This window comes from Enterobacter sp. D2 (assembly GCF_034427575.1).
Classification (GTDB): Bacteria; Pseudomonadota; Gammaproteobacteria; order Enterobacterales; family Enterobacteriaceae; genus Enterobacter; species Enterobacter cloacae_M.
Window position 1 is genome coordinate 1,413,707 of record NZ_JAXQPP010000001.1, and the last position, 25,521, is coordinate 1,439,227.

24 protein-coding genes and 4 pseudogenes are annotated in these 25,521 nt (G+C 53.4%); 11 read left to right on the forward strand and 17 right to left on the reverse strand.

Annotation, left to right across the window (positions count from 1 at the left end; translation table 11 throughout):
• Nucleotides 1–9 precede the first annotated feature (9 nt).
• The 6 genes and pseudogenes from SPG90_RS06870 to SPG90_RS06895 all read left to right on the forward strand — a co-directional run bounded on the left by SPG90_RS06870 (nt 10) and on the right by SPG90_RS06895 (nt 4,727).
• Nucleotides 10–480 carry a GNAT family N-acetyltransferase gene (locus SPG90_RS06870; RefSeq protein ID WP_045399303.1) on the forward strand — a complete coding sequence of 157 codons (471 nt, stop codon included), beginning with the start codon at nt 10–12 and terminating at the stop codon, nt 478–480.
• 12 nt (nt 481–492) lie between these two features.
• A complete protein-coding gene (locus SPG90_RS06875; protein WP_023311801.1) occupies nt 493–933 on the forward strand; it encodes a GNAT family N-acetyltransferase in 441 nt (146 codons plus the stop codon).
• Nucleotides 934–1,078: 145 nt separating this feature from the next.
• The gene (locus SPG90_RS06880; protein ID WP_045354983.1) at nt 1,079–2,074 is read left to right on the forward strand and encodes an alpha/beta fold hydrolase; all 996 of its coding nucleotides are present in this window, start codon (nt 1,079–1,081) and stop codon (nt 2,072–2,074) included.
• A gap of 44 nt (nt 2,075–2,118) precedes the next feature.
• A pseudogene (locus SPG90_RS06885) lies at nt 2,119–2,268 on the forward strand (DNA-binding response regulator); the annotation flags it as partial.
• Between the two features lie 2 nt (nt 2,269–2,270).
• Nucleotides 2,271–3,401 (forward strand): annotated as a pseudogene (locus SPG90_RS06890) (ATP-binding protein); the annotation flags it as partial.
• A 135-nt stretch (nt 3,402–3,536) separates the two neighbouring features.
• Complete coding sequence (locus SPG90_RS06895; RefSeq protein WP_126303318.1) at nt 3,537–4,727, forward strand: cytochrome c biogenesis protein/redoxin; 1,191 nt, start codon at nt 3,537–3,539, stop codon at nt 4,725–4,727.
• 4 nt (nt 4,728–4,731) lie between these two features.
• Here SPG90_RS06895 and tam read toward each other — a convergent pair whose 3' ends face one another.
• Nucleotides 4,732–5,490 carry a trans-aconitate 2-methyltransferase gene (tam, locus tag SPG90_RS06900; RefSeq protein WP_126303319.1) on the reverse strand — a complete coding sequence of 253 codons (759 nt, stop codon included), beginning with the start codon at nt 5,488–5,490 and terminating at the stop codon, nt 4,732–4,734.
• Between the two features lie 383 nt (nt 5,491–5,873).
• Between tam and SPG90_RS06905 the strand changes: the two genes are divergently transcribed.
• On the forward strand, nt 5,874–6,512 hold the full coding sequence (locus SPG90_RS06905) for an acyl-homoserine-lactone synthase (protein WP_126303321.1): 639 nt from the start codon (nt 5,874–5,876) through the stop codon (nt 6,510–6,512).
• A 14-nt stretch (nt 6,513–6,526) separates the two neighbouring features.
• Here the strand turns inward: SPG90_RS06905 and SPG90_RS06910 are convergent, their stop codons facing one another.
• Complete coding sequence (locus SPG90_RS06910) at nt 6,527–7,219, reverse strand: LuxR family transcriptional regulator (RefSeq protein WP_322408041.1); 693 nt, start codon at nt 7,217–7,219, stop codon at nt 6,527–6,529.
• 321 nt (nt 7,220–7,540) lie between these two features.
• A pseudogene (locus SPG90_RS06915) lies at nt 7,541–7,765 on the reverse strand (GDP-mannose pyrophosphatase); the annotation flags it as partial.
• A gap of 86 nt (nt 7,766–7,851) precedes the next feature.
• Between SPG90_RS06915 and SPG90_RS06920 the strand changes: the two are divergent.
• Complete coding sequence (locus SPG90_RS06920) at nt 7,852–8,625, forward strand: DeoR/GlpR family DNA-binding transcription regulator (RefSeq protein WP_126303422.1); 774 nt, start codon at nt 7,852–7,854, stop codon at nt 8,623–8,625.
• 38 nt (nt 8,626–8,663) lie between these two features.
• On the opposite strand, the gene SPG90_RS06925 is transcribed toward SPG90_RS06920, so the two are convergent.
• The 9 genes and pseudogenes from SPG90_RS06925 to SPG90_RS06965 form a co-directional block, all read right to left on the reverse strand.
• Nucleotides 8,664–9,026, reverse strand: coding sequence for a DUF4406 domain-containing protein (locus SPG90_RS06925; protein ID WP_045354998.1), 363 nt, complete (start codon nt 9,024–9,026; stop codon nt 8,664–8,666).
• Nucleotides 9,027–9,175: 149 nt separating this feature from the next.
• Nucleotides 9,176–9,547: a VOC family protein gene (locus SPG90_RS06930; RefSeq protein ID WP_023311812.1), complete on the reverse strand. Its 372-nt coding sequence runs from the start codon at nt 9,545–9,547 to the stop codon at nt 9,176–9,178.
• A gap of 87 nt (nt 9,548–9,634) precedes the next feature.
• Nucleotides 9,635–10,063, reverse strand: a complete 429-nt coding sequence (locus tag SPG90_RS06935; protein ID WP_045355001.1) for a DUF4354 family protein — start codon at nt 10,061–10,063, stop codon at nt 9,635–9,637.
• A gap of 37 nt (nt 10,064–10,100) precedes the next feature.
• Nucleotides 10,101–10,544 carry a PACE efflux transporter gene (locus SPG90_RS06940; RefSeq protein ID WP_126303323.1) on the reverse strand — a complete coding sequence of 148 codons (444 nt, stop codon included), beginning with the start codon at nt 10,542–10,544 and terminating at the stop codon, nt 10,101–10,103.
• A 75-nt stretch (nt 10,545–10,619) separates the two neighbouring features.
• Nucleotides 10,620–11,512 (reverse strand): annotated as a pseudogene (locus tag SPG90_RS06945) (NAD-dependent epimerase); the annotation flags it as partial.
• 495 nt (nt 11,513–12,007) lie between these two features.
• On the reverse strand, nt 12,008–15,148 hold the full coding sequence (gene silA / locus SPG90_RS06950) for a Cu(+)/Ag(+) efflux RND transporter permease subunit SilA (protein WP_126303327.1): 3,141 nt from the start codon (nt 15,146–15,148) through the stop codon (nt 12,008–12,010).
• A 10-nt stretch (nt 15,149–15,158) separates the two neighbouring features.
• Entirely contained in the window at nt 15,159–16,409 is a 1,251-nt protein-coding gene (locus tag SPG90_RS06955) for an efflux RND transporter periplasmic adaptor subunit (protein WP_322408042.1), read from the reverse strand.
• Between the two features lie 11 nt (nt 16,410–16,420).
• Nucleotides 16,421–16,762: a cation efflux system protein CusF gene (cusF, locus tag SPG90_RS06960; RefSeq protein WP_045399352.1), complete on the reverse strand. Its 342-nt coding sequence runs from the start codon at nt 16,760–16,762 to the stop codon at nt 16,421–16,423.
• A 28-nt stretch (nt 16,763–16,790) separates the two neighbouring features.
• The gene (locus SPG90_RS06965) at nt 16,791–18,176 is read right to left on the reverse strand and encodes an efflux transporter outer membrane subunit (protein ID WP_126303331.1); all 1,386 of its coding nucleotides are present in this window, start codon (nt 18,174–18,176) and stop codon (nt 16,791–16,793) included.
• A gap of 162 nt (nt 18,177–18,338) precedes the next feature.
• On the opposite strand from SPG90_RS06965, the gene SPG90_RS06970 reads away from it, so the two are divergent.
• Both SPG90_RS06970 and SPG90_RS06975 read left to right on the forward strand, forming a co-directional pair.
• Nucleotides 18,339–19,022 carry a copper/silver response regulator transcription factor gene (locus SPG90_RS06970; RefSeq protein WP_322408043.1) on the forward strand — a complete coding sequence of 228 codons (684 nt, stop codon included), beginning with the start codon at nt 18,339–18,341 and terminating at the stop codon, nt 19,020–19,022.
• Nucleotides 19,012–20,466, forward strand: a complete 1,455-nt coding sequence (locus SPG90_RS06975; protein WP_126303333.1) for a Cu(+)/Ag(+) sensor histidine kinase — start codon at nt 19,012–19,014, stop codon at nt 20,464–20,466. The genes SPG90_RS06970 and SPG90_RS06975 overlap by 11 nt, the downstream gene beginning before the upstream one ends.
• Nucleotides 20,467–20,470: 4 nt before the next feature.
• Here SPG90_RS06975 and SPG90_RS06980 read toward each other — a convergent pair whose 3' ends face one another.
• Nucleotides 20,471–21,376, reverse strand: coding sequence for a LysR family transcriptional regulator (locus tag SPG90_RS06980; RefSeq protein WP_126303334.1), 906 nt, complete (start codon nt 21,374–21,376; stop codon nt 20,471–20,473).
• A 117-nt stretch (nt 21,377–21,493) separates the two neighbouring features.
• Here SPG90_RS06980 and SPG90_RS06985 point away from each other — a divergent pair, with 117 nt between their 5' ends.
• A complete protein-coding gene (locus tag SPG90_RS06985) occupies nt 21,494–22,894 on the forward strand; it encodes an MFS transporter (protein ID WP_126303336.1) in 1,401 nt (466 codons plus the stop codon).
• A 39-nt stretch (nt 22,895–22,933) separates the two neighbouring features.
• Here the strand turns inward: SPG90_RS06985 and SPG90_RS06990 are convergent, their stop codons facing one another.
• From SPG90_RS06990 to SPG90_RS07005, 4 genes are all read right to left on the reverse strand, one after another.
• Nucleotides 22,934–23,419: an Hcp family type VI secretion system effector gene (locus tag SPG90_RS06990; protein WP_023311839.1), complete on the reverse strand. Its 486-nt coding sequence runs from the start codon at nt 23,417–23,419 to the stop codon at nt 22,934–22,936.
• 21 nt (nt 23,420–23,440) lie between these two features.
• Nucleotides 23,441–23,875, reverse strand: coding sequence for a hypothetical protein (locus SPG90_RS06995; RefSeq protein WP_322408044.1), 435 nt, complete (start codon nt 23,873–23,875; stop codon nt 23,441–23,443).
• Nucleotides 23,853–24,254 (reverse strand): polymorphic toxin type 44 domain-containing protein, encoded by a 402-nt coding sequence (locus tag SPG90_RS07000; protein ID WP_322408045.1) that lies wholly within the window; start codon nt 24,252–24,254, stop codon nt 23,853–23,855. Before SPG90_RS07000 ends, SPG90_RS06995 begins: the two co-directional genes overlap by 23 nt.
• Nucleotides 24,255–24,517: 263 nt before the next feature.
• Complete coding sequence (locus SPG90_RS07005) at nt 24,518–25,513, reverse strand: DUF2891 domain-containing protein (RefSeq protein ID WP_045399812.1); 996 nt, start codon at nt 25,511–25,513, stop codon at nt 24,518–24,520.
• Nucleotides 25,514–25,521 lie beyond the last annotated feature (8 nt).

Here is a 25,521-nt window from a genome sequence, read left to right on the forward strand (position 1 = left end):
AGGGGGGGTATGACTTTACGAAAAGCTAACCCGCAGGAAGCCGAAATACTCTGGAATATTCGCAATCAGGCGATTCGTCACGGCTGTAAAACCAGCTACGGCGCCGACGTCATTGCGCGCTGGACACCGGATCTTATGCCAGAACGCTATCGGCAGATGGTCATTGAATACCCTTTTTACGTGGTGGAAGATGAAAAGGGTGATATTGCGGCAACCGGCTATCTGGATCTGGATACCCACTGTCTGGAGGCGATATTCACCTTGCCCGCTGCATCCGGTAAAGGCATGGCGACCCGGATTATCGAGGCGCTAAAAAATGAGGCCCGCAGCCGGGGGATAGCCCGCCTGAGGCTGGATGCAACACCTAACGCCCAGTCGTTTTATCAGAAACTGGGGTTTGTGACGCTGAGCGAAACCTATCATCACTCGCGTATGGCGGGGGCTGATTTACGCTGTTTCGAAATGGCGATCGATTTGTAATGTGAGGAACACATGGCTGTCACGGTAAGACCTCTATGCGAAGACGATTACTCCCAATGGCGACCGCTTTGGGATGGCTATACCCATTTTTATGATTGCTACCTCGAGGAATCCGTCACCGCATCGACATGGGAAAGGGCGCTCTCAGCGCATTCCCGGATGTTCTGCCGGGTGGTCGAGAAGGACCAAAAGGTCATCGGTTTCGCGATGTGCATTCTGCATGAAGGAACCTGGTCAACGGCCCCCGTCTGCTACCTGGAAGATCTGTTTGTTGATGCCGACGAACGCGGGGCGGGAGCCGGTAAGGCGCTCATTGATGCTCTGATTGAGGAAGGCAAGCGCGAAGGGTGGTCAAAACTGTACTGGGTCACCCGTGAGAATAACCCGGCGCGTAAACTCTATGACAAATACGGTCAAGCTGACGATTACGTCCGCTATCGCCTCTCCCTTTAAGGCGACAACGCCTGTGTTTGTATCACACTGTATCCGCGTCCCGGATACATACACAGGCTTGCAATAAACCTGCTTTCGCAAATATCCGCTATACATTGCCGTGTTGTTATATCCCCGTGAATTGTACTCAACCGGAGATACCAACATGTTTAGCAAATTCGCATACTCAACTCTCGCACTGACCGTTTCTCTTGGCACCGTGATGTCCTGTCAGGCTGAAGTCACCGGTACAAACTTCGCGGCAGCCTTTGATCATCCACAGCAAATTAACGCCGGCGATCTGAATGTCGGTTATGTCGACATCGGCCCGAAAAATGGCCAGCCGGTTATTTTACTGCACGGCTGGCCGTACGATATTCACAGCTACGCCGACGTTGCGCCCGCGCTGGCGGCAAAAGGCTATCGGGTGATTGTGCCTTCTCTGCGCGGCTACGGCACCACGCGCTTCCTGTCAGCCAAAACGCCGCGCAACGGCCAGCCTTCAGCCATGGCGAAAGATATTGTGAACCTGATGGATGCCCTGAATATTAAGCAGGCGGTATTTGCAGGATATGACTGGGGCGCTCGTACGGCGGATATCGTTGCGGCGCTGTGGCCAGAGCGCGTTAAGTCACTGGTGTCGGTGAGCGGGTATCTCATCAGCAGCCAGCAGATTGGCAAACAGCCGCTGCCGCCAAAAGCGGAGCAGCAGTGGTGGTATCAGTTCTATTTCGCCACCGCGCGCGGTGCTGAGGGCTATGCCAAAAACACGCATGACTTCGCGCGCTTAATCTGGTCTCAGGCCTCGCCTGACTGGAAATTTAGCGATGCTGTTTTTAACGCCAGCGCCAAATCCCTCGATAACCCGGATCACGTCGCCGTGACGCTCAGCAACTATCGCTGGCGTTTAGGGCTGGAAAAAGGCGAGCGTAAATACGACAGCTACGAGCAAAAACTCGCTACGCTGCCGAATATCACCGTTCCAACGATTACCATCGAAGGCGGAAACAATGGTGCGCCGCATCCGGCACCTCAGGCCTACGCGGGTAAATTTACCGGTAAATATGAGCACCGCACCTTCGGGGCAAACGTGGGGCACAATCCGCCTCAGGAAGATCCGCAGGATTTCGTCAAGGCCGTCGTTGACGCGGACAAGCTCTGAAATGTGCTATTTTCAGTACGTTAACCTTCGGTCTGGAGATTTCGGTGGAGCATATTGATCATATCCTTGTCGTCGATGACGACAGGGATATTCGTGAACTGATTGTCGATTATCTCGGTAAGTCTGGCTATCGCGCGACGGGCGCGGCCAACGGTAAAGAGATGCGCGTCGTGCTGGATAAACAGCATATCGACCCATTTTAGACCGCTTACCGGCCAGCGAACGCGCGGCCTGGCTTCCGCGCCTCGAACGGGGTAACTATCGCTATATTCTGGGGCCGGGAGAGCCCGGCAACGCGCCGACGGATAGGCGTTCGCAGGACGCCATCCGAACCTTAAAAGCGACGCTCGCGACACAGTACCCGCTCAGCTTCACCGCCGTCCCTGGTGCCGTTTCACACATCCAGGCGCATCTGACGCTGCGCGACGGCGCGCCGCTGACCATTGACCTGATCCCGCGCATGCCGCCGGTCGCCAGCTGGTTGCCCGTTGTGCTGATTCTGCAGCTGCTGCTGCTGGCTGCGTGCGCCTGGATTGCCGTGCGGCAGGTGGTGCGGCCTTTTTCACAATTTACCCGCGCGGTGGATTCGCTGGATCCGGCGGCCAGCACGCCAATGACGGAGAAAGGTCCGCTTGAGGTGCAGCGGGCAGCGCATGCCTTCAACGCAATGCAGGCACGCATTCAGTCTTATCTCAGGGAGCGCGCGCAGATCCTGGCCTCCATTTCTCACGATCTCCAGACCCCGATTACCCGCATGAAGCTCCGTGTCGAAATGGCAGGGGAACCAGAACTTCGCGACAAGCTTCTGAACGACCTTGATAACATGACGCGTCTGGTGCGGGAGGGGATTGCGTATGCCCGGTCATCAGAATCGCTGGAAGAGACCCCGCTGAAGCTGGAGCTAAACGCCTGGGTCAACAGCATCGCCTGCGATTATCAGGACATCGGTAAAAACGTGCAGTTTCAGGCAAGCGATGCCCGGCTGCCAATCGTTACGCGTCCCCAGGCGCTCCGCCGGGTGATGACTAACCTGCTGGATAACGCGCTCAAATTCGGCGAAAGCGCTGTAATAGCCATCGATGATTCGTCTGACCGGGAGGTGGTTATCCACATCACGGACGACGGGCCGGGGATCCCTGAAGCCGAGCTTGAGGCGGTTTTACAGCCGTTCTACCGGGTGGAAACATCGCGCAACCGCGATACCGGCGGAACAGGACTCGGACTGGCGATTGCCGCGCAGCTCACCGCTCAGCTTGAAGGAAAGCTCAACCTGACGAACCGGGCCGGAGGCGGACTGGATGTCTCCATTACGCTACCACGCCGTTAATTGTACGGCTTTGTATCTCCCGGCCTGGGTGATACAGAGTCAGACAAAACCTGCTTTTTTACACATATCCTGAACACATCCGCACGATGAAATAGCCTCACTGCAGCGTCGCAGGACTTGTATTGTGAGGTGTCTATGTTTCTGGTAATCGCTTTTCTGGGCGGGATGATAAGCCTGCTCAGCCCATGTACTCTCCCGGTTATTCCGCTCCTGTTCGCCGGTTTTCAGGGACAGCGACGACATATTCTGGCCCTGCTCGCGGGGATGATCGTGATGTTCACCCTGGTGGCGATGGCCGTCACCGTCGCCAGCGAGTGGATCGCAGAGGCAACCATCGTCGGGCGCTGGATCGCTCTAGTCATTCTGGCCACGGCCGCGCTGGCCTTAATTTTTCCGTCATTCGCCCAGCGTATTGCGGGTCCGGCCGTCAGCGCGGGAAATGTCCTGAACACCCGAAGCGGGCAAACGCGCGGTATGGCATCGGCTTTTCTGGCCGGGCTCGCGGTGGGGCTGCTCTGGTCTCCCTGCGCCGGTCCCATACTGGGCGCCATTTTCAGCATTAATATCGCGGGCCATTCGGCCATTACGACGGGCGCGCTGCTGGCGGCCTACGGCAGCGGATGCGCGCTGATGCTGAGCCTGCTCGTTTTCGGCGGCCGCACGCTGATTGCGCCGTTAAGAGCAAAATCGGCGCTGATGGAAAGGCTGCGGCAGGGGGCTGGCGTGGCGATGCTGGCGGCAGTCGTATTTAACGCGACAGGAATGACTTCGCTTCTGAAAGGAGCAAACGGCGTTGCGGATCGTCTGGAGACAACACTTTTGACGATGGCGAAACCCACAGCCGCGCCGGTGAAGCTCCGGCCGGTCGTGATGATAGAGCCCAGCAGCCAGCTGCCTTCGTTAAGCGGGGGAACAGGGTGGATAAACGGTGACCCTGTCACGTCTGAATCTCTGCGAGGGAAGGTGGTATTAATTGATTTCTGGACGTGGGATTGCATTAACTGCCAGCATACGCTTCCCCATGTGAAAGACTGGGCCACGAAGTATCAGTCTCAGGGGCTGGTCGTGATTGGGGTTCACACGCCGGAATATCCCTGGGAAAAGCCGCTTTCGTCGGTAAAAACCGCGGTGGAGAAATGGCAGCTGCCGTATCGGGTGGTGACGGATAACAACTATAAAATCTGGAACGCTTTCGGGAACCAGTACTGGCCAGCGCATTACTATTTCGATGCCAAAGGCCAGCTACGCTATACCGCCTTTGGCGAAGGAGATTATGCGCAGCAGGAAAAGATCATTCAGCAGCTGCTGAAAGAAGCCAGGTCATAACCCGTCAGGGCTGGCGTTGCGCCACGATAAATAGCCGCGGAAAAGCGAGCAGTATCTGCCCATTTTCCTGGAGCGGATACTGCTCTTCCAGCAGTTCATGGTAGCGTTTCAGGAAACGTTTCTGCTCGCTCTCGTTCAGTTCCTGGAGCCACGGACGCAAGCCGGTGGCACTTACCCAGTCAATAATGGCCTGGTGCGAGCTCATTTTATGGAAATAGGTTGTCCGCCAGATATCCACGTCACAGCCCGCCTCCGACAAGATGTCGTAATAGGCATGCACACCCGGGAGAGGTTGACGGCCGCGGTCAGGGTAGTCTTGCTCCAGCGCCACTTCACGCATCGCTACGTGAGTGGGTTCAAGCCAGTTGTCAGGCATCTGGATCGCTAATACGCCGTTAAGCGTGAGCAAAGAAACGAGATGAGGAAGGAGATCGTAGTGGTCAGGAACCCATTGCAGCGAAGCGTTGGCATAAATCAGGCTCAGCGGCTGGCCAGGCTTGTACTGGCGGATATCGGCCTCAACAAAATGGCAGCCAGGCAATGCGGCTCTTGCTTCCTCGAGCATTGCACGGGAGTTGTCGACCCCGGTAATGTGCGCCGAAGGCCAGCGATGCTTCAACAGCGCGGTGCTGTTTCCCGGCCCGCAGCCTAAATCAGCGATGGTGGAGACCTCATCCAGAGGAATTCTGGCGAGCAGTTCTGCGGCAGGACGCGTTCTTTCCGCGCCGTATTGCAGGTAAAGAGAAGGATTCCAGTCGGCCATTTTGGTTCTCCGTTTAGCATGCTTCTGCAAGAGTAGCACAGCAGTAAGAACAGAGATAATAGGGAAAAAATAAGAAAAAGGAAATATTACCCCTTAGATTCTTAAGGGGCAATACTTTAATTGTAATTATTTTATAATTATCGTTTTTTAATATTTTATCGGCTAAGTGCTTCTTACGCTCTGTACCCGAAACTATAAATATTAGATAATCATGAATGGATATATCCCTGGTGTTTCGTAGGTCTTTGACCTCCTGGCCACTGAGTTTCACGAGGACTTAGTGGCCGGGTACTTTTCAAGTATAAGGAATACCATGCACAATGAAAGCTGTCCTAAAAGACAGGGGATAATAGTTTCAGGTGTTATTATCAGGAATAAGAGCAATGAATTCTGTTATTGAGTTTTTTTTGCATGATTACGATGATTTACCGTCAGCATTAGCCCGCGAACTCTTCCGACTCAGGAGAAAAACCTTTCGGGACCGACTCGACTGGAAAGTTGAATGCGTTGAAGATATGGAAAAGGATCAATTTGACAACCCAAACACGACATACTTGTTGGGTATGTATGAGGGAGAGTTGTTATGCGGCGCGCGATTCATTAATTCGACGCATCCGACAATGATAAGTGAAATTTTTCACAATTATTTTGCCGAAACCATTATTTTACCGACAGATATTCCCTGCTGTGAAATTAGCCGTTTATTTTTAGATAAAGAAAGACGAGACTCCTCAAGTCTGCAGGGCGTGCCCGCCAGTAAGGCATTGTTTCTTGCGATGAATATTTATTGCATTAAGAATAAGTGTCATGGAATGTACGCAGTAGTCAGTCGTGGTATGTATGCCATTTTTCGCCATGCAAACTGGAAAGTTGAAGTTATTCAACGCGGCTTGTCTGAAAAAGGGGAGGTTATTTACTATATATTTATGCCTGCCAGTATCAACATTATTGAAGACATTATTAGCAAAGATAAATCCAGTCACTGGCTTCGCGAAATGCTGGAGCATTTACGCCACTTATAACCAGTGGCTGAGGCTCAGTCGTCCAGTAATCGTAGTTCTGTTCCAAGTTTAATTGCGTGTCTGGCATTATTCACACCGAGTTTTTTCATTACATTCCCCATATGGAATTTAACGGTGCGTTCAGCAATAGACAAAATAACAGAAATTTCTGCGTAGGTTTTCCCGGCGCTGACCCATTTAAGGATTTGTCTCTCACGTGGCGACAGAAAAACATTCTTTTTCTGTTGGTGCTGGCTATAGAGATTGAGTGTCTTCTGATGCAGTTGAACAAGGAAGCTTAGAAATTGTGGCCGATATTTTTCTATATCAATACCAGAATGCTTAGGACTGATGACGGATAAGACGACAAGATTATTCAGATAGTCATGCAGAGGGAACGTCTGCCCCTGGTAGATATCATACTGGACGCTTTCGTCGAAAATGCGCGTCAGGTTATAACCATCAGACAGGATGACATCACTTTCCCAGAAAAAATCTTCAACACAGCGCAAAGCCCGAATGATAACAGGGTCAATGAACTGGTATTTTCTGTCGAGGTAGATATCAAACCACTCGGGGCTGTTATTGATTATCCGCATCTCTGAAGGATCTTTCTTGTTCATAATGGCGTAGGCGAAGACGATCCCTTTGAAATCCTCAAAAAACGCGTCCAGCTCACTCTGAATTAGCGTATTGATCGCTATGTCGTTGTAATATGTATCCTTCACGTGAGTTGCTTGCCTCCTGTTCGAGTGGAGGAGCAAGTATAATATGCTTCGTTATCTGTAGCGAGTCGCATTTTAATCCAGCCAACAGATAAGACAGGCTACCTCAAGTGGTAGCCTGGCGAACGTGTGGCATTTCTAATGGAAAATGCAGATGACTCAGTGAATTTTTGAAGATTTTGTCAAATCCCGAAATCGTTAACTAAATATAGTAGGCTGCAAAATTTAGGAGGTTTTCCGCTTTGCATTTGAGTATTGCACAAGCGTACCGACCCAGATTCAAATCAGGATTTTAACCCGCGGTCTACATAATGCCTTTAAGAGCAATATGATAAGGAAGCGGAACTGGCGGGTCAGGATCACCGTTTTTTTCTCACGGTTGTAGAGAAGAATAGTCGCGCCGTTGCCACGGTCGTAGACCTCTCGTTGCTGTCGTTGCCATTCGCCGTCACGGCGCTGCAGGTCGAAGGTGTACTTTTTAAGGTTGTACCAGTTATCTGACAGGGTTTCACTGTCAATGATGCGCACATCTGCACGTTTTGATTGCACGTTTGTTCCTTCTTACGTAGAGTAATTATCATAAACAGCATTATCGTGCATCTTCAAGATAAAACATGCAATATCAGGAATTCATGATGCTCACCAATCAGCGAAAACAATTGATCCTCGAAAAGCTCGGCACCGAAGGCCAGGTCCAGTCAAAAGCGCTCAGCATGTTCTTTGATGTCTCTGAAGACACCATCAGGCGTGATTTGCGCGAGCTGGCGGCAGAAGGGCGTTTGCAGCGCGTTCACGGCGGCGCGCTGCCGTCATCTTCTGCTATTGCTCCCTTTGCCGAACGGCAATCCGTGAAAATGGATGCGAAAAAACGGGTCGCCCGCAAAGGCGCGCAGCTGATTTCATCAGGCCAGGTGGTGATCGTTGACGGTGGCACGACTACTTCGGAGCTGATTACGTTTTTCCCTCCAGATCTGCGCATCACGGTGGTTACGCACAGTCCGAGCATCGCCCTGGGGCTTGTGGATCATCCATCCATCGAGGTGATTCTGATCGGCGGTCGCTTGTATAAGCACTCCATTGTTGCGGTCGGCGCTGCGGCCATCGAAGGCATCGAAAATATTCATGCAGATCTGTTCTTTATGGGCGTGACCGGGATCCATCCTGAGGCGGGGCTGACAACCGGCGATTTCGAAGAAGCGTGCATCAAACGTGCATTTTCCGGCAGAGCCGCGGAGACGGTTGTGCTGGCTTCTCCTGAAAAGATCAACACAGCGTCTTCGTTTGTGATTGGCGATGTGTCATCGGTGAATACCATCGTCGTGGAAGACAATACCGATAAGGACTGGATCCGCGCGGTATCGGAAAAGGGAGTATCCGTCGTGTTGACCTCAGAGAGTGTCACTCTCTGATAGCCAGCCTGTGAGCACAGGCTGGCTGGCGGACTGCCTTAAGCCTCAGGAATGTTCTCAAGTGCTGTATAAACCTTCAGGCCATATTTGCGGGCAACCTCAATGTCCATATCGGCACCTTTAGACGGACCGGCAATACGATAAATGGCATCACATTTAGCTATTAGCCGGTGAGCAACGGGGTACAGCATCGCTTCACTGATTTCATCACCAACCGCTTTCGATCCTGCGGCTTTTGCCAACGGCAAAGCCAGCCATTCGCCAATGACCGGGATGTGACCCCGCTGGTAAACGGCTAGTGCTGCGCTTTCGAGACGCGCCAGATTCTCATCAATACGTGCCTGAACGCCTTCGGTTCCGCTGCGATAGGGGCCGGCAATTAAAATTAGCTGTTGTGTCATAGGTACCTCTGTCAGTGTTATTGCATGAAGTTGCACGTTTACTACCGATACCATACGGGATTGTGGCCGCGTTATGAAACACTTTCGTGCATTATCGTGCAAAAAGATGCATGACAGATCATTTAATCGCTTCTGAGAGAAGGGCTGAGCTACAGACTTTCCGGCGCATGGCACACCGCCTCGATATTATGGCCATCAGGCGAAATGACAAACGCGGCATAGTAATTTTCACCGTATGACCTCAACCCCGGCCCGCCGTTATCACGTCCGCCGGCGCGCAGGGCGGCATGGTAAAATGCATCGACCTGCTGGCGCGTGTCGGCCACAAACGCCAGATGCAGAGGAGCAGGTTTATCATTTGTCTGAAAAAGACAAAGCGAAACGTCGCCTGAACTCATTTCGACACCGTAGTCTGGCGTGCCTTCATCAATGAGTTCTACACCAAGCGGCTTAAGCGCATGGAGGAAGAAGGTTTTACTTTTTTCATAATCACTGACGCCGAATTTCACATGATCGAACATGGTTCCTTCCTTTATGAGATGGAGAGATAACCAGTATAGAAGGAGAGTGGGGCGAACATACGAAAGAACGTGTCAATGTGACAGTCATCAATTTATGCAGTCTTTTCCGATGCCGAAGCGGACAAATGGCATATTTAAAACGGCAGGGTTTGAGCTGGAAAAATAGACCAATCCTGTTCTGTTGTCCCGCGGGTTGTATTTTTTCAACATCTCAAGCTCAATGCCGGTGCTCATAAATGTTTTTCCGTTTTTATCAAACAGGAAGAAACACATCTTATTATCTTTGCCCGGCTCAATACTTTTACCCGACGCGTTATCAAGCGTAACTTTATAGCTGACCATATATTTTGCTTCGCCCGTTGTACTGTCCCATTGGCTTCCCTGAGACTCTTTTTGAGCGAAAATGGTTATCCCGTTGAGCTTGTCGTCATGGCTCTCTTTCTGAGCGGCCAGCGCCGTCCCGGCGGCGGACAACGCTAACGCAAGACAAATTCCTTTAGTCAGGAGACTTCGCATTTTTCTTCCTCATCATTTTTTACATTGATTCACTTAGCTATAACGCCGAACGCTTTCGTCCAACGAATGTCCAGCGCAGGTAGTCGTAAAGCCAGTTAAACAGCATCGTATAGGGCAGGAAAAACAGCACCAGACCAATCTCAACAAAAAATGCCTCAGCCACGGTCAGGTTCAGCATAACCATTGCCACAGGGATTAAGGAGATGATAAGTCCCGTTTCAAAACCAACCGCATGGATTGCGCGAACGAGAAATGTGCGCTGAAACTGATGTTTTTTCTGCAGGGAGTCAAAGAGCTTATTAAAAATAAAATTCCAGACCGTGGCGGTAAGGGCGGATATCACGGACAACGAGCCTGACTGGAGTACCGACACGTTCATCAGCCTGGCGAGAGACAGCGCGATGACAACGTTGGCCGTCACTTCAAAAATGACAGCATGGAAAACTCTCTCTTTAACACTCTTATTTAATTCAATTTCCATTTGCTTACGGCAGCGTTTTTCAAAAGCTGAAGTATATCAGACGTCTTTCAACCTTTTCTAAACGTGCAGGTTATGTTAAATACACCCCAGGCCTGCTAATGTAGAACGCACGGCCTCGGTAAGGGGGGTCTGCGGTTCATGACCTAAAAAGGCGATCAGTTTTGAATTATCCATCTCTATTGTCTGCTCCCAGAGATAGCGCATCTCCCGCATTTCACGCAGCGTGGTGTTAAACGGACTCATTGCAGAAACCAGCCACCATGGAAATGACTTCACCTTCGCCTTAATACCGGCATGCTCCGCGACGTGCTTTATAGCTGTGGTCATCGTTGTCCCATCAGGATCCCAGTGTCCACGCATATGGAAACAGGCAAACGGTTCGAGATCATCCCGCCGCGCCAGCAGTGCTGCGAGCGTTTCGGCGACATCCGGCAGATAGGCCCACTGATGGCCTGCGCCGGTTTGCCCGGGATTTTTAATGACCTTCGGTGGATGCCCCGGTTTTACCAGTCCCTGTGAAAACCAGTTGTTGCCTGCGAGGGGACCAAAAAAGTCGCCAGCCCGCAAAATCAGCACCTTTCCGCCACGCTGTGCATAGGCTGCGAGCTCCTGCTCCATTTGCACGGTATGGCTCCTTTTCGGGTAACCGGATCCTGAAGGGAATCCTCACGTAAGAGGGGGAAAGCATCCGGGCCGTAGTTATAAATCGTCCCCGGCAGAACGATTAATGCACCATTTCGCTCCGCTGCGTTGATGGTGTTATGCAGCATGGGCAAAACCAGCTGTTCCCAGTTTCGATAACCCGGCGGGTTAACGGCATGGACAATCACGCTGCATTTTGACGCCGCTGCCTGAACCTGTTCGGCATTCTGCGCATCGCCGCTTATCCACGTAATGCTTTTGTTATGGGCGTCAGTTCCCGGAACGCTGCGGCGCAATGCCCGAACATCCCATTCGTCACGGATCAATGTCGCGCCAGTCTATCTGTCACGGCGTGGTGCTCCGGAAAGTATTGATGAGTTATTAACCCATACGCTTGTCGGTTTCGATAATTTAACGCCCTTTATTTTACAGGCGCTTAAACAATACCCACAGCTAAACCGCGATCTGTTTACCGTGCCTCATATTAGTGCGCATAATGTATATTATGTTAAATATCTTCTTTGTCTAAGATGGTTATGACTCTAATAAAATAATAGGAATATAGAATTAAGTCCCCTCCCATATCTTTCGTTTGCTGACACTATGCGTGACGTACGGTTATGGTTTGGAGTTATACTACTTTTCTTTTAAATGAGTTAACGTCATGGATATCATTCAGTTACTCGAAGTGCTGAAACCCGCTAAAGACGTGTAGACCTAACAAACAATATTAATGATTTGAGCAAAGCGATATCGTGAAGCTTAAATATTCAGCTGAGAATTCTTCCCATAAGAATCCCGCCACTATTGGCGGGATTCTATTATGCCTTTCTCTGCCTGCGCAGCCAGATTAACTTGTACGCCGCCGGAATAATAAATAGCGATAACAGCGGCGCCGTGATCATCCCGCCAATCATAGGTGCCGCTATCCGACTCATGACTTCTGACCCTGCGCCCGTCCCCCAAAGAATGGGCAGCAGACCGGCAATGATCACCGCGACGGTCATTGCCTTTGGCCGCACGCGCAGCACGGCGCCATGGTAAAGGGCGTCATCCAGCGCCTGTTCTGTGAACGTGTCCCGATGGGACAACGCTGGCTGAGCCTCAACGGCATGACGCAAATACATCAGCATGACCACCCCAAATTCTGCTGCCACCCCGGCCAGAGCGATAAAACCGGTGCCGGTTGCCACAGACATATGGAAGCCCTGCCAGTAAAGGAACCAAATTCCCCCGACCAGGGCGAACGGCAGACTCATCAGGATCAGCAGCGCTTCATCCACGCGACGGAACGCCAGATACAGCAGAATAAAGATGATCATCACCGTCATCGGCACCATCAGCTTCAGTTTCTTGTTGGCGTGTTCGAGCAGCTCAAACTGCCCGGAGAATGAGAGGCTGGTGCCCGGCCTCAGCTTTACGTTCTGACTAATAGCCGTCTTAATGTCGTTCACCACCGACACCATATCCCTGCCGCGGGCATCAATATAAATCCAGCTTGCAGGCCGGGCATTCTCCGTTTTCAGCATCGTGGGGCCGGAAACCACGTTGATATCCGCCACATCGCCCAGCGTGATCTGCTGTTTCATCGGCGTCAGGATCGGCATCTGCTTTAACGTGCTCGGGCTGTTCCGGTAGTCCTGAGGATAGCGGATATTAATCGGGTACCGGGCGACGCCTTCCACCGTTTCCCCTACCGTCGCGCCGCCGATGGCCGAGGAGACAAAGAGCTGCACATCGCCCACCGTCATCCCATAGCGCGAGGCTTTTTCCCGGTTGATATCGACGTCAATGTAGCGCCCGCCCTCCAGACGTTCAGCCAGGGCAGACACCACGCCCGGCACCGTTTTGGCTACCGTCTCGATACTCTGCGCCGTGGCGTCGATATCCGACAAAACGGTACCCGACACCTTGATACCAATCGGGCTTTTGATCCCGGTCGAAAGCATATCGATGCGGTTACGAATGGGCGGAACCCAGAGGTTCGCCAGGCCGGGCAATCGAACGGTCTTATCGAGCTCGTCAATAATCTTGTCAATCGTCATGCCGGGCCGCCACTGATCCTCAGGCTTGAGCTGAATCGTGGTCTCCACCATTTCGAGCGGCGCGGAATCCGTTGCCGTTTCGGCCTTGCCGGTTTTGCCAAACACCGAGGCCACTTCAGGTACGGTTTTGATGAGTTTGTCCGTGGTCTGTAACAGCGCGGCCGCTTCTGCCGGAGAAACGCCCGGCAACGTTGACGGCATATACAGCAGATCGCCTTCATTAATCTTCGGCAGGAATTCGCCGCCCACCTGGCTGAGAGGCCAGATCACCGTGAAGATGGACAAAGCCGCAACCAGCAGGGTTGTTTTTGGCCAGCGGAGCACCTTAATCAGTAGCGGATGGTAGGCTTTAATCAGTAGCCTGTTCAACGGGTTACTGGTCTCTGCGGGAATCTTACCCCGGATCCAGAACCCCATCAGGATGGGGATAACGATGATGGCCAGCGCAGCCGCACCCGCCATGGAGTACGTTTTGGTGAAAGCCAGCGGACCAAACAGCCGCCCTTCCTGCCCCTCAAGAGTAAAGATGGGAATGAAGGATAAGGTGATGATCAGCAGGCTGATAAACAGCGCCGGGCCAACCTCGACAGAGGCATTGGTGATCACCTTCCAGCGGGTGGCGTTATCAATCTGCTCTTCCGGATGCTGGTGATCCCACTCTTCGAGCCGTTTGTGCGCGTTTTCAATCATGACGATGGCGGCATCCACCATCGCGCCGACGGCAATGGCAATGCCTCCCAGCGACATAATGTTGGCGTTCAGCCCCTGGAAATGCATGACGATAAAGGCAATACACAGGCCAAGCGGCATAGAGATAATCGCGACCAGCGCAGATCGAACGTGCCACAGGAACAGGGCGCAAACAATCGCCACCACGATAAACTCTTCGAGCAGTTTGGAACTCAGGTTGTCGATTGCCCGATCGATGAGCTGGCTGCGATCGTAGGTGGTCACAATCTCAACCCCTTCCGGCAGGCTGGCCTTCAGCGTCTCAAGCTTATCTCTCACCGTCGTGATGACTTCGCGCGCATTTTTTCCCGAACGCAGGATGACCACGCCACCCGCAACTTCCCCCTGCCCGTTCAGCTCGGCAATACCGCGGCGCATTTCCGGACCCGTTTGTACGCGGGCAACATCGCGAAGGTAAATCGGTACCCCGTTCTCGCCGGCTTTCAGAACGATGTTACTGAAATCGTCCATCGTCTGCAGATAGCCGCTGGCGCGGACCATATACTCCGCTTCCGCCATTTCAACTGACGATCCCCCCGCCTCCTGGTTAGACGACTCAAGGGCCTGCTTAACCTCCGGCAGGCTAATGCCGTACTGAGCCAGTTTTAACGGATTAACCTGGATCTGATACTGCTTCACCACGCCGCCGACGGAGGCCACTTCGGCCACGTTCGGGATAGTTTTCAATTCAAATTTCAGGAACCAGTCCTGCAATGAGCGCAACTCAGCGAGATCGTGTTTTCCGCTGCGATCCACCAGCGCATACTCAAATATCCAGCCCACGCCCGTGGCATCTGGACCAATTTCAGAGCTCACGCCGGCAGGCAGCTTGCCCTGAACCTGGTTCAGATATTCCAGCACGCGCGAACGGGCCCAGTACAAATCGGTGCCGTCTTCAAAAATGACGTACACGTACGAATCGCCAAACTGCGAAAAACCGCGCACGGTCTTTGCGCCGGGAACCGACAGCATGGTGGTCGTGAGTGGATAGGTGACCTGGTTTTCAACAATCTGCGGGGCCTGGCCGGGATAGCTGGTTTTGATAATCACCTGAACGTCAGAGAGATCGGGCAAGGCATCGACTGGCGTGTTAATAATCGTCCAGGTGCCCCAGACGCTGAGGAACAGCGCCCCCATCATGACCAGGAAACGGTTGGCGACCGACCGCCGGATAATCCATTCAATCATCATCGTCTCCTTAATGGCCAGAGTGCGCGCCGTCAGCAGCTTCAGCGTGACGCATGCGCTCCAGCGCGCCGGTAATATTGGCCTCCGAGTCAATCAGGAACAGACCGCTGACCACTACCGACTCCCCCTCTTCCAGTCCGCTACCAATGCCGGACTGCTGCTGAGACTCATGCAGAACGTGGATCCTTTTCGGGACAAAATTCCCGTCCGCATCAACCGTAATAACGCGCTGTTCTTTGCCGGTATCGATAACGGCCTGGGTGGGGATCAGCAGCATTTCCTGGCTTTGGGTATTCAGCTTCAGGTAGGCATTCATGCCCGGTTTAAGCAGCTCATCCTTGTTATCGACCTGCAGGCGCACCTGCAGCGTACGGGTGGTTGGATCCACGCTCGGCAGAAGACTCCATTTTTCAACCGGGAAGGATTTATCCGGATAAGCCGGTATCGAAACCGCAAACTGCGAGGTCTCTTTCAGCAGATAAGCAATGGATTCAGGCACTGCCGCGCCGATCCAGACCGGATCCATCCCCTGAATTTGCGCCACCACCTTATCTTTGGAAATATTCATGCCGGTACGCAGGTCAAAGGCCGTGATCGCTCCGTCGATCGGCGCCCTGATGGTAAACCGGGTCTGGATAGTGCGGGTCGCACGCAGCCTCTGAATATCCTCATCCGACATACCCGCCAGCCGAAGCCGTTCGAGAACCCCTTTGATTTGCGTCGGCGTTCCGCCGGTACCGGATAACAGCAGAAACTCGCTCTGCGCCTCTACCCAGTCAGGAATGGTTATATCAACGAGCGGCGTGCCTTTCTTCACCTTATCGCCCGTCGTCAGCGGGTACACTTTTTCCACAAAGCCTTCCGCGCGCGCCTGCACAATGACAAACTGATAGTCGTTGTAGCTGACGTTGGCCGGGATGGTCTGGGCATAGTTCAGCGTTCCGCGCGTCACCTTTTGCGTTTTTAATCCCAGGTTCTGAACCTGTGTCGGATCAATACGGATACCGGCACTGCTTTTATTGTCGTTTTCATCCGCATATTTCGGTACCAGATCCATATCCATAAACGGCGATTTACCGGGCTTATCGAATTTTACGTCTGGCTTCATCGGGTCATACCAGAAAAGTACCTTTCTTTCTGGTGCGCTATTTTCCATTTTTACAGATGAATGAAAAACCTGCCATGCCGACACTGATATCAGCCCTCCCGCAATAAGGCTGCTGACTATCACGGCAGCATATTTTATTTTTAATGAGGCCATGCCGCGTCTCGCTATTTAATGCTCTTGAGTAAAGAGAGATTGCCCTGCTGAACAAACGAGAAATTCACGTGGCTGCCGACTTTTAAGGCATTGATACTCTCGTCAGCCTGAATAAAGGTAAAACGCATGGTCATCGCGGGCCAGCCAATTTCCGGGATCGCTTCATGGGAAATCGTGACTTTTTTATTCGTGAGATCAATGTCCTTCACGATGCCGGTTCCCGTGATGACCTGCTCTGAGGTCCCTTCGCTGGCAGCACTCATCATCTCGTGCTGATGAACCTCAGCCTGGAGGCTGGCAGAAAACACAATGGAGATCGCACCAAATACAACGGCCTTAAGTGAATTGCGCATGGTTATTTTCCTGTTTAATTAAATTACGTTATTCGACCCAACCGCCGCCGAGCGCGGTGAAGAGATTAATTTCATTAACCTGCCGGGCATAAATAAGGTCGAGAATATTTTGCTGGGTAGAGAAAAGAGAACGCTCCGCGTCAAGCACTTCGATATAGCTGACCGCGCCGCTGGAATATAACCCTCTGGCACGTTGAAGCGTGATGCGGAGCGAATCCAGATACCGCTGTTGTGCAGCAAGCTGCTGGTTAATGCTGTCCCGCAGCGCGAGCGCGTCGGCAACCTGTTTAAAGGCGGACTGAATTTTTTGTTCGTAATTAACCACCGACTGCTGCTGGCGAATTTCGGCCAGCTTCAGGTTGGCCTTATTTCTGCCCGCATTAAAAATGGGAATTTCGATTTTAGGAATAAAATTCCACATCCCGCTCCCTGACGTGAACAGGCTGGACAACTCCGTGCTTCCGGTTGAAATCTCGCTGGTGAGTGATATGGACGGGAAAAAGGCGGCACGCGCCGCGCCGATATTCGCATCGGCTGCTTTAAGCTGATACTCCGCTTCCATAATATCCGGGCGCTGCAGCAGTATCGCGGAGGAAAGATGAGGAGGCAGTTTTACCGGGGCGACATCGCTGGCGTTCATGCCTCCGTCGCCCGGGAGCGCGCGATACGTGCCGAGGATCAGCTGCAGGGCATTATTGGCCTGCGCCAGCTCCCCCTCTCTTTTGGCAATCTCTGCCTGCGTGCTTTCGATCTGTCCCCGGGCCTGTTCCAGCGCCAGGACGCTCGTACTGCCCGTCACCAGCTGCTGCTCAACGAAAGCATAAGACTGCTGGTAATTTGTCAGCGTATCCTGCGCGATGCGCAGCTGTTTATACGCCAGCTGCTGGTTGAAATAGCTCTGCGACACGTTAGAGACGAGCAGGATATGCACCGCGCGACGGGCCTCTTCGCTGGCGAAAAAGTTTTGTCGGTCGGCATCGCTCATGTTCTTCAGCTTGCCGAAGAAATCGAGTTCATAGCTAAGCGCAAGGCCCGCGTCGTACTGCTGCGCGGTGGGTTTGTCACTTTTCAGCCCGCCGCTGTACGTGATGCCCGAGGAGGCATTCAGCTGAGGGTAGCGATCCGCATCCGTCACGTTGAACTGCGCCCGGGCCTCTTCGACCTTCAGGGCGGCCATTTTTAGATCGCGATTGTTCTTCAGGGCCTCCGTAATCAGCCCCGCAACCTGAGGATCGACGAAAAAGTTGCGCCAGCCGGTGTCCTGATACCCAGCCGCCGCGGGCGTCAGGCCGTTACGGGAGAGCGAAAACTGCCGGGGGACAGGTGCTTCCGGCCGCTGGTACTCCGGAGCCAGCGAGACGCAGCCTGCCAGAATAAATACCGTACTGATGCTTAGTCGTTTTAACAGGAACATAACGGTTCAAATAAAGTCCAGAGTAGTTTTAGGGCTACTCTACGGAACGCATCCTGTTTGACGGGTGACAGGATAATGACAATGTTGTCATTTTTAGCGTAAGTCATTGTTAACGGCGGTACGCTCACTAGAATGTCATCAGCAGCCAGTCAGGGGAGCACGATGAAAATACTGATCGTCGAAGACGAAATGAAAACCGGTGAGTACCTGAGTAAGGGGCTGACTGAAGCGGGGTTTGTTGTGGACCACGCGGATAACGGCCTGAACGGCTATCATCTCGCTATGACCGCGGAATACGATCTGCTGATTCTGGATATCATGCTGCCCGATGTGAACGGCTGGGATATTGTCCGTATGCTCCGCTCGGCCGGTAAAGGGATGCCCATCCTGTTACTCACGGCCCTCGGGACGATTGAACACCGGGTTAAAGGACTTGAGCTGGGCGCGGATGATTATCTGATTAAGCCTTTCGCCTTTGCGGAGCTGCTTGCCCGGGTAAGGACGCTGTTGAGGCGCGGAAATACGGTTATTGCGGAAAGCCAGCTTCAGGTGGCTGACCTGACGGCTGACCTCGTGTCGAGAAAAGTCAGCCGGGCCGGGAGCCGCATCCTGTTAACCAGCAAAGAGTTCAGCCTGCTGGAGTTTTTCATGCGTCATCAGGGTGAGGTGCTTCCCCGCTCCCTGATTGCCTCCCAGGTGTGGGACATGAATTTTGACAGCGACACTAACGCGATTGATGTGGCGGTAAAGCGGCTGCGCGCGAAAATCGATAACGATTTTGAACCGAAGCTGATCCAGACGGTGCGCGGCGTGGGCTATATGCTGGAGGTACCGGATGCGCGTTAAGCTTGCCAGGCGCCCTTTTTCACTTGCCCTGCGGCTGACCTTCTTCATCAGCCTCTCCACGATACTGGCCTTTTTCGCCTTTACCTGGTTTATGCTGCATTCCGTTGAAAAGCATTTCGCGGAGCAGGATATCAGCGACCTGCAGCAAATCAGCACCGCGATGCACCGCATACTGCAATCTCCGGCCGATCCCGATCAAAAGAAAATCAGCAAGATCAAAGAGTCGATGGCCAGCTACCGCAACGTGGCCGTTCTGCTCCTGGATCCGCAGGGCAATACCCTGTTCAGCTCGGCGCAAGGGGCGGCTTTGCGCCCGGCAATGAACACGGCGAACTTTAGCGAACACCGTCGCGCACAGGATGTGTTTCTCTGGACGGTAGAAGACCCTGCCGAAAACATGCACGCCGGGTCCGACATGAAAATGGAAACGTACCGGATTATCGCCTCCTCAGGCACGGCGACGCTTCAGGGCAAACCCCAGAACTACGTTATGCTGATCGGGCTCTCCATTAATTTTCATCTCCACTACCTTGAGGCGCTGAAAAAAAACCTTCTGGCGATTGCCGCCGTTATCAGCCTGCTGATTATTCTTGTCATCCGCATTGCGGTTCGTCAGGGACATTTGCCCCTGCGTAACGTCAGCAACGCCATTAAAAACATCACCTCCGAAAATCTGGATGCACGACTGGAGCCGACACGCGTTCCGATTGAGCTGGAACAGCTGGTCATCTCCTTCAACCATATGATCGAAAAGATTGAAGATGTCTTTACCCGCCAGGCCAATTTCTCTGCCGATATCGCGCACGAGATCAGAACGCCTATCACCAATCTGGTGACGCAGACTGAAATCGCACTGTGTCAGAACCGCTCGCAGAAAGAGCTGGAAGATGTTCTGTACTCCAGCCTTGAAGAGTACAACCGGATGACCCGGATGGTCAGCGACATGCTTTTCCTGGCGCAGGCGGATAATAACCAGCTCGTCCCTGACCGGGTGATGTTTGATTTAAGTGCGGAGGTCATTAAAGTCTTCGATTTTTTCGAAGCCTGGGCGGAAGAACGCAACGTTACGCTGAAATTTAACGGGATGCCCTGCCTGATAGAAGGCGATCCGCAGATGTTCAGAAGAGCAGTAAATAATCTGCTCTCCAATGCCCTGCGCTATACGCCAGCGGGAAAAGCGGTGACGGTCTCCATCAGAAAAAAGGAGAATGACGTTGAACTGATAATAGAAAATCCCGGGACGCCGATCCCTCATGAACATCTGGCAAAGCTGTTTGACCGTTTCTATCGCGTCGATCCGTCAAGGCAGCGCAAAGGTGAAGGCAGCGGGATCGGGCTTGCCATCGTGAAGTCTATCGTCTCCACGCACCACGGAAAAGTCTGCGTGGAATCGGATGCGGTATCGACGCGCTTCATCCTCTCCGTGCCGGGAAAAGTGGCCTGAGGCGTCAGCGCACAGCCCGACACACTTCCAGCACCTTTTCCCTGAGCCAGCGATGCCCCGGATCCCTTTCCATGCGCGGATGCCACATTTGTGACACCGTAATGCTCCGGGTTTTAAGCGGCAGTTCAAAGACGTGTACGCGCTCGTTCATCGGCTGATTGAGCAGGTACAGCGCCGGCACCATGGCAATCAGATCGGAGGCCAGCGCCACGGATAACGCCGTCGGAAAGCCGGGCACCACGCTGGCGATCTTGCGCTTTATCCCCCGTTCCGCCAGCGCGTCATCGACAAACCCGTGCAGCGATCCGTCCGGTGAGGCCACCACGTGGCCCCACGCGACATAATCGTCAAGGCTGACGTCAGGCTGTAATGACAGCGGATGTCCCTTGCGCACCGCGCCAACAAACCGATCCTGAAAGAGCCGTTGCAGCCGTATTTCCGGCCCCATATTGCTCTGCACGCCGATCTCCAGGTCGACCAGCCCCTCACGCAAATAGCGCGAGGTTTTTTCAGGTTTCGGCGAGAAGCGGATGCACACCCCGGGCGCAACGCTCGCCACCGCCGCAATCAGCAGTGGCCCAAACGCCACCACAAAACCGTCGTTGGCTCTGATGGTGAACAGCCGCTCGAGACTTTCCACCTTCAGCGCGTCGGTGGAGGGCTGCAGCACAGCCCTCGCCTCATGCACGGCGCTTCTGGCGCGGTCCCGCGTGGCTTCGGCCCAGGGCGTCAGCACCATGTGACGACCGGCCCGTACCAGGATCGGATCGCCGGTCACCTCCCGTAACCGGCTCAGGGTGCGGCTCATGGCGGAGGTACTGAGGTTCAAACGTCGCGCCGCGCCCGCCACGCTGGCTTCGGCCAGCAAAACGTCGAGCGCAACCAGAAGGTTAAAATCAGGATCGGACACGGTGGCTCCTCAGATATGGCGTTACATGCAATGATTAAGTGCAAATGCTGCGTCTTCCGCCCTGTATACCGCATGATTATAGTTTCGTCATCACTATTCTTATGCGGAGTAACGACGATGACGCTATTTTCAAACCTGCCCGGCGATGAAGGCTTACCCGGGCATGAACGCGCCCGGGTCCTGGCCGCCGTTATGACCACCACGCTGATGGGCGTCTTTGACGGCACCATGATCAACATCGCGCTGCCCTCCATGGCAAGAGCGATGCAGGTTCCCGCGAACGTGGCGGTCTGGTTCGCGAACGGTTATCTGCTGTCAGCGGCGATGACGCTGGCCATTTTCGCCGCGCTGGCGGCGCGCGTGGGCTATCGCCGGGTATTCCTTGCCGGGCTTGCCACCTTTACGCTCACCTCGCTGGGCTGCGCGCTGGCAACAACGCCGGAAATGTTAACCGGGATGCGAATTCTGCAGGGCATCGGCGGCGCGGCCACACTGAGTATCGCCCCGGCGATCCTGCGATCCGTTTTTCCGGGACGGCTGCTTGGCCGCATTATGGGGCTGCACGCCCTGCTTATCGCCTCCAGCACGGCAGTTGCCCCCGTGCTGGGCGGAACCATACTGGACGCCCTGAGCTGGCAATGGCTGTTCGCCATTAACCTTATTCCGGGCAGCATCGCCCTGCTGCTGGCATGGCGGGCCTTGCCGCGGGAATTGGCCGTTGACCGCACTTCCTTTGACGCTCCGGGCGCCGTGCTCTCCGCCGTCCTGTTAGGTTCGGCGATCATGATGGCCGACAGCCTTCAGCACGTGACGCAACACATTAACCGGCAGGCCGTCTTCTGGGGCGTTCTCGCGCTGGTCAGCGCCTTCGCCTTTACCTGGCGTATCCGGCGCGTGCAACATCCGTTACTGCCCCCGGTGATATTCAGCAACGGGCGCTTCACCCTCGCCGCGCTGACCTCGCTGGCCTCGTTTGTCAGTCAGGGCATCACCTTTGTCGCGCTGCCGTTCCTGTTTCAGAGCGTGTATGGCTACAGCCCTGTGGTCTCCGCGCTGCTGTTCACCCCGTGGCCAATTGGCATCGTGCTGATCGCGCCGCATGCGGGACGCTGGGCAGATACGATTTCCGCGCCGCTAATCTCGACAATCGGGCTGATGATTTTTGTCGGTGGGCTGGTCCTGCTGGCCACCCTGCCGGACAATCCTTCCGCGTGGAACATCTGCCTGCGCAGCCTGGTTTGCGGGATTGGGTTTGGCTGCTTCCAGAGCCCCAATAACCGGGAGATGCTCTCTAACGTGGCGCGGGAATATGCCAGCTACGCCTCCGGCGTGTTGTCGATTGTGAGGACATTCGGCCAGTGTCTCGGTGCCGCCGCGGTGGGCGTACTGCTGGCGACGACCGAATCAGACCATGACCGGGCCGTGCATTTTGCGCTGTGGATAGCCGTGATAGCCTCAACGGGATCGGTGTTATTTAGCGTGAGTCGGCTGCGCCCTGCAGTTCGGGCATCAGCGTAAACTGTTGCAGCGCCTTCCGGCGCTGCTCGTTTATAACGCCTACGCTGTAAGGCGTTCATTCCACGCATCAGTGTATTGAATATTTCCGTCCAGGATTTTCCATGTGATTTTTGCGTATCGCAAAGATACATTTTCCAGGTGACCAGTACCGGGACAATCTCTTGTATCATGCATAACTGGAGTTATTGAAATGACTTTCACACCTTCCATAAGAATATTGAAGTATTCCACTTCCTGACCAGCATCATTGATGTGATAGAACTTTAATTCAGCACTTTGAAGCGTTTGACCTGTAGCCACTGCTTTGTATAGATAGGGTGAAGATGAATCAATTGCTTTTGTTAAACTGAAAGCTGAGTGTTGCCTTGTACCTGTAAGTTTACCTGTTGCCTCATCTGTTGGAATGCTCAGGTTATGGATAAGATCTCTAAGCTCTATGCTTCCTTCACGGTCTGCAACATCAGAACCGCCACGGATCATTGCTCCACCATCGTCTTTCAAAAAGAGGTGTACTGGTACAGCCATTTCTAAAACTCCTTATGCTAATTAATCTCTTATTCCATTTGCTATGATGTTAATTACAGGCATGATCGCTACACCATCTGCATAGAACAGATCCGAATTAGTGAATGAATAAACCTTACCTGTGATTTTTATATTTACCGTGTTCCCATAAGCAGAAGCTGTAACATTGCTTGTATTGGCTTCAAGGAACGGCGATCGATCTTTAAGGGCCTTCATAATGTTCCCGCTTTTGTCTTTATCTAAATAGAAGCGGTAAATATCCGACACCGTAGCTCCTCCGTCATCATACTTTGTTATGTACAGTGTGACGGTATCAGATAGTTTCTGTTTGCTGGCAAAGCTATCGCGAGGAGGTGCATTAAAATAGTATTGATATGTCAGAAACCCGCAAACAACGATCAATAAAATCGTTGTGAGTAAACAATGAAGCCGTTTAATAACCGTGTTTCTTTGCATATTCAATCCCTTGACTTATCCAAAACTGATCGTGAGGATCATCCCCATATGGCGGTTGTTGATACCAGTGCCTCCATTTCTTTTTGGAGGTTTTAGCTCTTTCCTGCGCCCATCCTGCCCCCATCAATAACGTTTCTGATGGTATCCCGGCAGCATAGCCAGCCGAACCATAATTGAAGTTCCCAAAGTTTGCTAACTCAGGGTGTCCTTGCTTGTAATCCCACGGCCCCTTATTTCTTACTTTTTGATAAAACCAAAGATAGGTTGTAGGGATAGCCATATTTCTACTCATACCATGCGCTCTTGCAATCCTCATGTTTGCTAATGCGAGCGCGATTCCTTCTTTTGGTAACAAAGGTATAACAGCCATATTAACCATTCTTTTCACATGGATATATGGCCGCGTATCGTACACTTTTGCGATAGTAAAAAAGATATCTGTTTCAAGACAAATGACGGAAAAATAACCGATTAAGGTATTGATCGCATTAAAAATCAAAGAAATTTAGGCTTCGCCCTGTGGTTCGGGCATCAGCCTGATTCGCCCGACGGCGCTACGCTTGCACGGGCCTACAAGGAAGCTTTGCACAATGTAGGCCGGGTAAGCGCAGCGCCACCCGGCAAGAAAGACGGCGCGTTCGTTTACTCCAGCGCCAGCAGCGCAAAGCTCGCCAGCCAGTGCCCGCCGCTGTAGTGGCTGCCGACAACATGCTCAACGCTAGCCGTCAGGTGTTTCGCTACCGCCTCGCGCAGCGCCTGCTGCGCCGGATGGTTAGCGGGAAGCGCTCTGGCAATATGCTTCATGCACCAGGCGCGGCTGAGGTTTAATCCGTCCAGATGGGCAATTTTCGGGTCGGTACGATCGCTGACTTCCGCCGGGTTCATCAGCGCCGTAACGGCGCCCACCTCCGGCAGAAACGCGTCAAACCAGGCCGGGAAGTCTTCAGATACCTTGCTCATCAGCAGCGCCTCCGTCAGCGCCCCGGAAATATACTCATCACCGCCGGGCTCGTAGTGGGCCGGATAACGCGTGTCGGCGAGATAAAACCGCTCCGCCGCCGTCACAATCGCCTGTTCGAGCGCGCTATCTTCCACGGCGCGGGCGTAATCCAGCGCCAGCGCCAGGGCAAACGCCGTGTTGTAGTGCGTCCCGACGCGGATCGGATAGGTGAGCTTGCCGAGATAATCCACCAGCCTGTCGCGAATATCCTGGGTTAAAGGCTCCAGCGTTTGATACCAGACCGCGGCCTGCGGCAGCGACGACTGCTTTAGCTCCTGGGCCAGCGCCAGCAGCCAGCCGTAGCCATACGGGCGCTCAAACGAGGCGCGGAACGGCGCGGTGAAATAGGCCAGCTCCTTCGCCACGTTCTCTTCGGTCAGATGCTCGTCGACAAGCGCGACGATCGCGTCCCGGCACGGCAGCGCCGGGTAGAGGCGCAGGCAGCGCAGCAGCAGCCAGTAGCCGTGTACCGCCGAGTGCCAGTCGAAACAGCCGTAGAAAACCGGGTGCAGCTCGCGCGGCGGCAGTACGTCGCCATCATCATTCAGCAGGTGCATGATGTGGTTCGGATATTCCTGTCGCAAATAGGTTAAAGGCATGCGGGCAAACGCGTCGGCCTGATGTTGCGTTAATTCCATAACAGCTC

What these genes read in the sequence shown, in the direction of transcription:
- SPG90_RS06870 (WP_045399303.1), top strand. Translation starts at nt 10, where the DNA reads ATGACTTTACGAAAAGCTAACCCGCAGGAAGCCGAAATACTCTGGAAT.
- SPG90_RS06875 (WP_023311801.1), top strand. Translation starts at nt 493, where the DNA reads ATGGCTGTCACGGTAAGACCTCTATGCGAAGACGATTACTCCCAATGG.
- SPG90_RS06880 (WP_045354983.1), top strand. Translation starts at nt 1,079, where the DNA reads ATGTTTAGCAAATTCGCATACTCAACTCTCGCACTGACCGTTTCTCTT.
- SPG90_RS06895 (WP_126303318.1), top strand. Translation starts at nt 3,537, where the DNA reads ATGTTTCTGGTAATCGCTTTTCTGGGCGGGATGATAAGCCTGCTCAGC.
- tam (WP_126303319.1), bottom strand. Translation starts at nt 5,490, where the DNA reads ATGGCCGACTGGAATCCTTCTCTTTACCTGCAATACGGCGCGGAAAGA.
- SPG90_RS06905 (WP_126303321.1), top strand. Translation starts at nt 5,874, where the DNA reads ATGAATTCTGTTATTGAGTTTTTTTTGCATGATTACGATGATTTACCG.
- SPG90_RS06920 (WP_126303422.1), top strand. Translation starts at nt 7,852, where the DNA reads ATGCTCACCAATCAGCGAAAACAATTGATCCTCGAAAAGCTCGGCACC.
- SPG90_RS06925 (WP_045354998.1), bottom strand. Translation starts at nt 9,026, where the DNA reads ATGACACAACAGCTAATTTTAATTGCCGGCCCCTATCGCAGCGGAACC.
- SPG90_RS06930 (WP_023311812.1), bottom strand. Translation starts at nt 9,547, where the DNA reads ATGTTCGATCATGTGAAATTCGGCGTCAGTGATTATGAAAAAAGTAAA.
- SPG90_RS06935 (WP_045355001.1), bottom strand. Translation starts at nt 10,063, where the DNA reads ATGCGAAGTCTCCTGACTAAAGGAATTTGTCTTGCGTTAGCGTTGTCC.
- SPG90_RS06940 (WP_126303323.1), bottom strand. Translation starts at nt 10,544, where the DNA reads ATGGAAATTGAATTAAATAAGAGTGTTAAAGAGAGAGTTTTCCATGCT.
- silA (WP_126303327.1), bottom strand. Translation starts at nt 15,148, where the DNA reads ATGATTGAATGGATTATCCGGCGGTCGGTCGCCAACCGTTTCCTGGTC.
- SPG90_RS06955 (WP_322408042.1), bottom strand. Translation starts at nt 16,409, where the DNA reads ATGGCCTCATTAAAAATAAAATATGCTGCCGTGATAGTCAGCAGCCTT.
- cusF (WP_045399352.1), bottom strand. Translation starts at nt 16,762, where the DNA reads ATGCGCAATTCACTTAAGGCCGTTGTATTTGGTGCGATCTCCATTGTG.
- SPG90_RS06965 (WP_126303331.1), bottom strand. Translation starts at nt 18,176, where the DNA reads ATGTTCCTGTTAAAACGACTAAGCATCAGTACGGTATTTATTCTGGCA.
- SPG90_RS06970 (WP_322408043.1), top strand. Translation starts at nt 18,339, where the DNA reads ATGAAAATACTGATCGTCGAAGACGAAATGAAAACCGGTGAGTACCTG.
- SPG90_RS06975 (WP_126303333.1), top strand. Translation starts at nt 19,012, where the DNA reads ATGCGCGTTAAGCTTGCCAGGCGCCCTTTTTCACTTGCCCTGCGGCTG.
- SPG90_RS06985 (WP_126303336.1), top strand. Translation starts at nt 21,494, where the DNA reads ATGACGCTATTTTCAAACCTGCCCGGCGATGAAGGCTTACCCGGGCAT.
- SPG90_RS06990 (WP_023311839.1), bottom strand. Translation starts at nt 23,419, where the DNA reads ATGGCTGTACCAGTACACCTCTTTTTGAAAGACGATGGTGGAGCAATG.
- SPG90_RS06995 (WP_322408044.1), bottom strand. Translation starts at nt 23,875, where the DNA reads ATGCAAAGAAACACGGTTATTAAACGGCTTCATTGTTTACTCACAACG.
- SPG90_RS07000 (WP_322408045.1), bottom strand. Translation starts at nt 24,254, where the DNA reads ATGGTTAATATGGCTGTTATACCTTTGTTACCAAAAGAAGGAATCGCG.
- SPG90_RS07005 (WP_045399812.1), bottom strand. Translation starts at nt 25,513, where the DNA reads ATGGAATTAACGCAACATCAGGCCGACGCGTTTGCCCGCATGCCTTTA.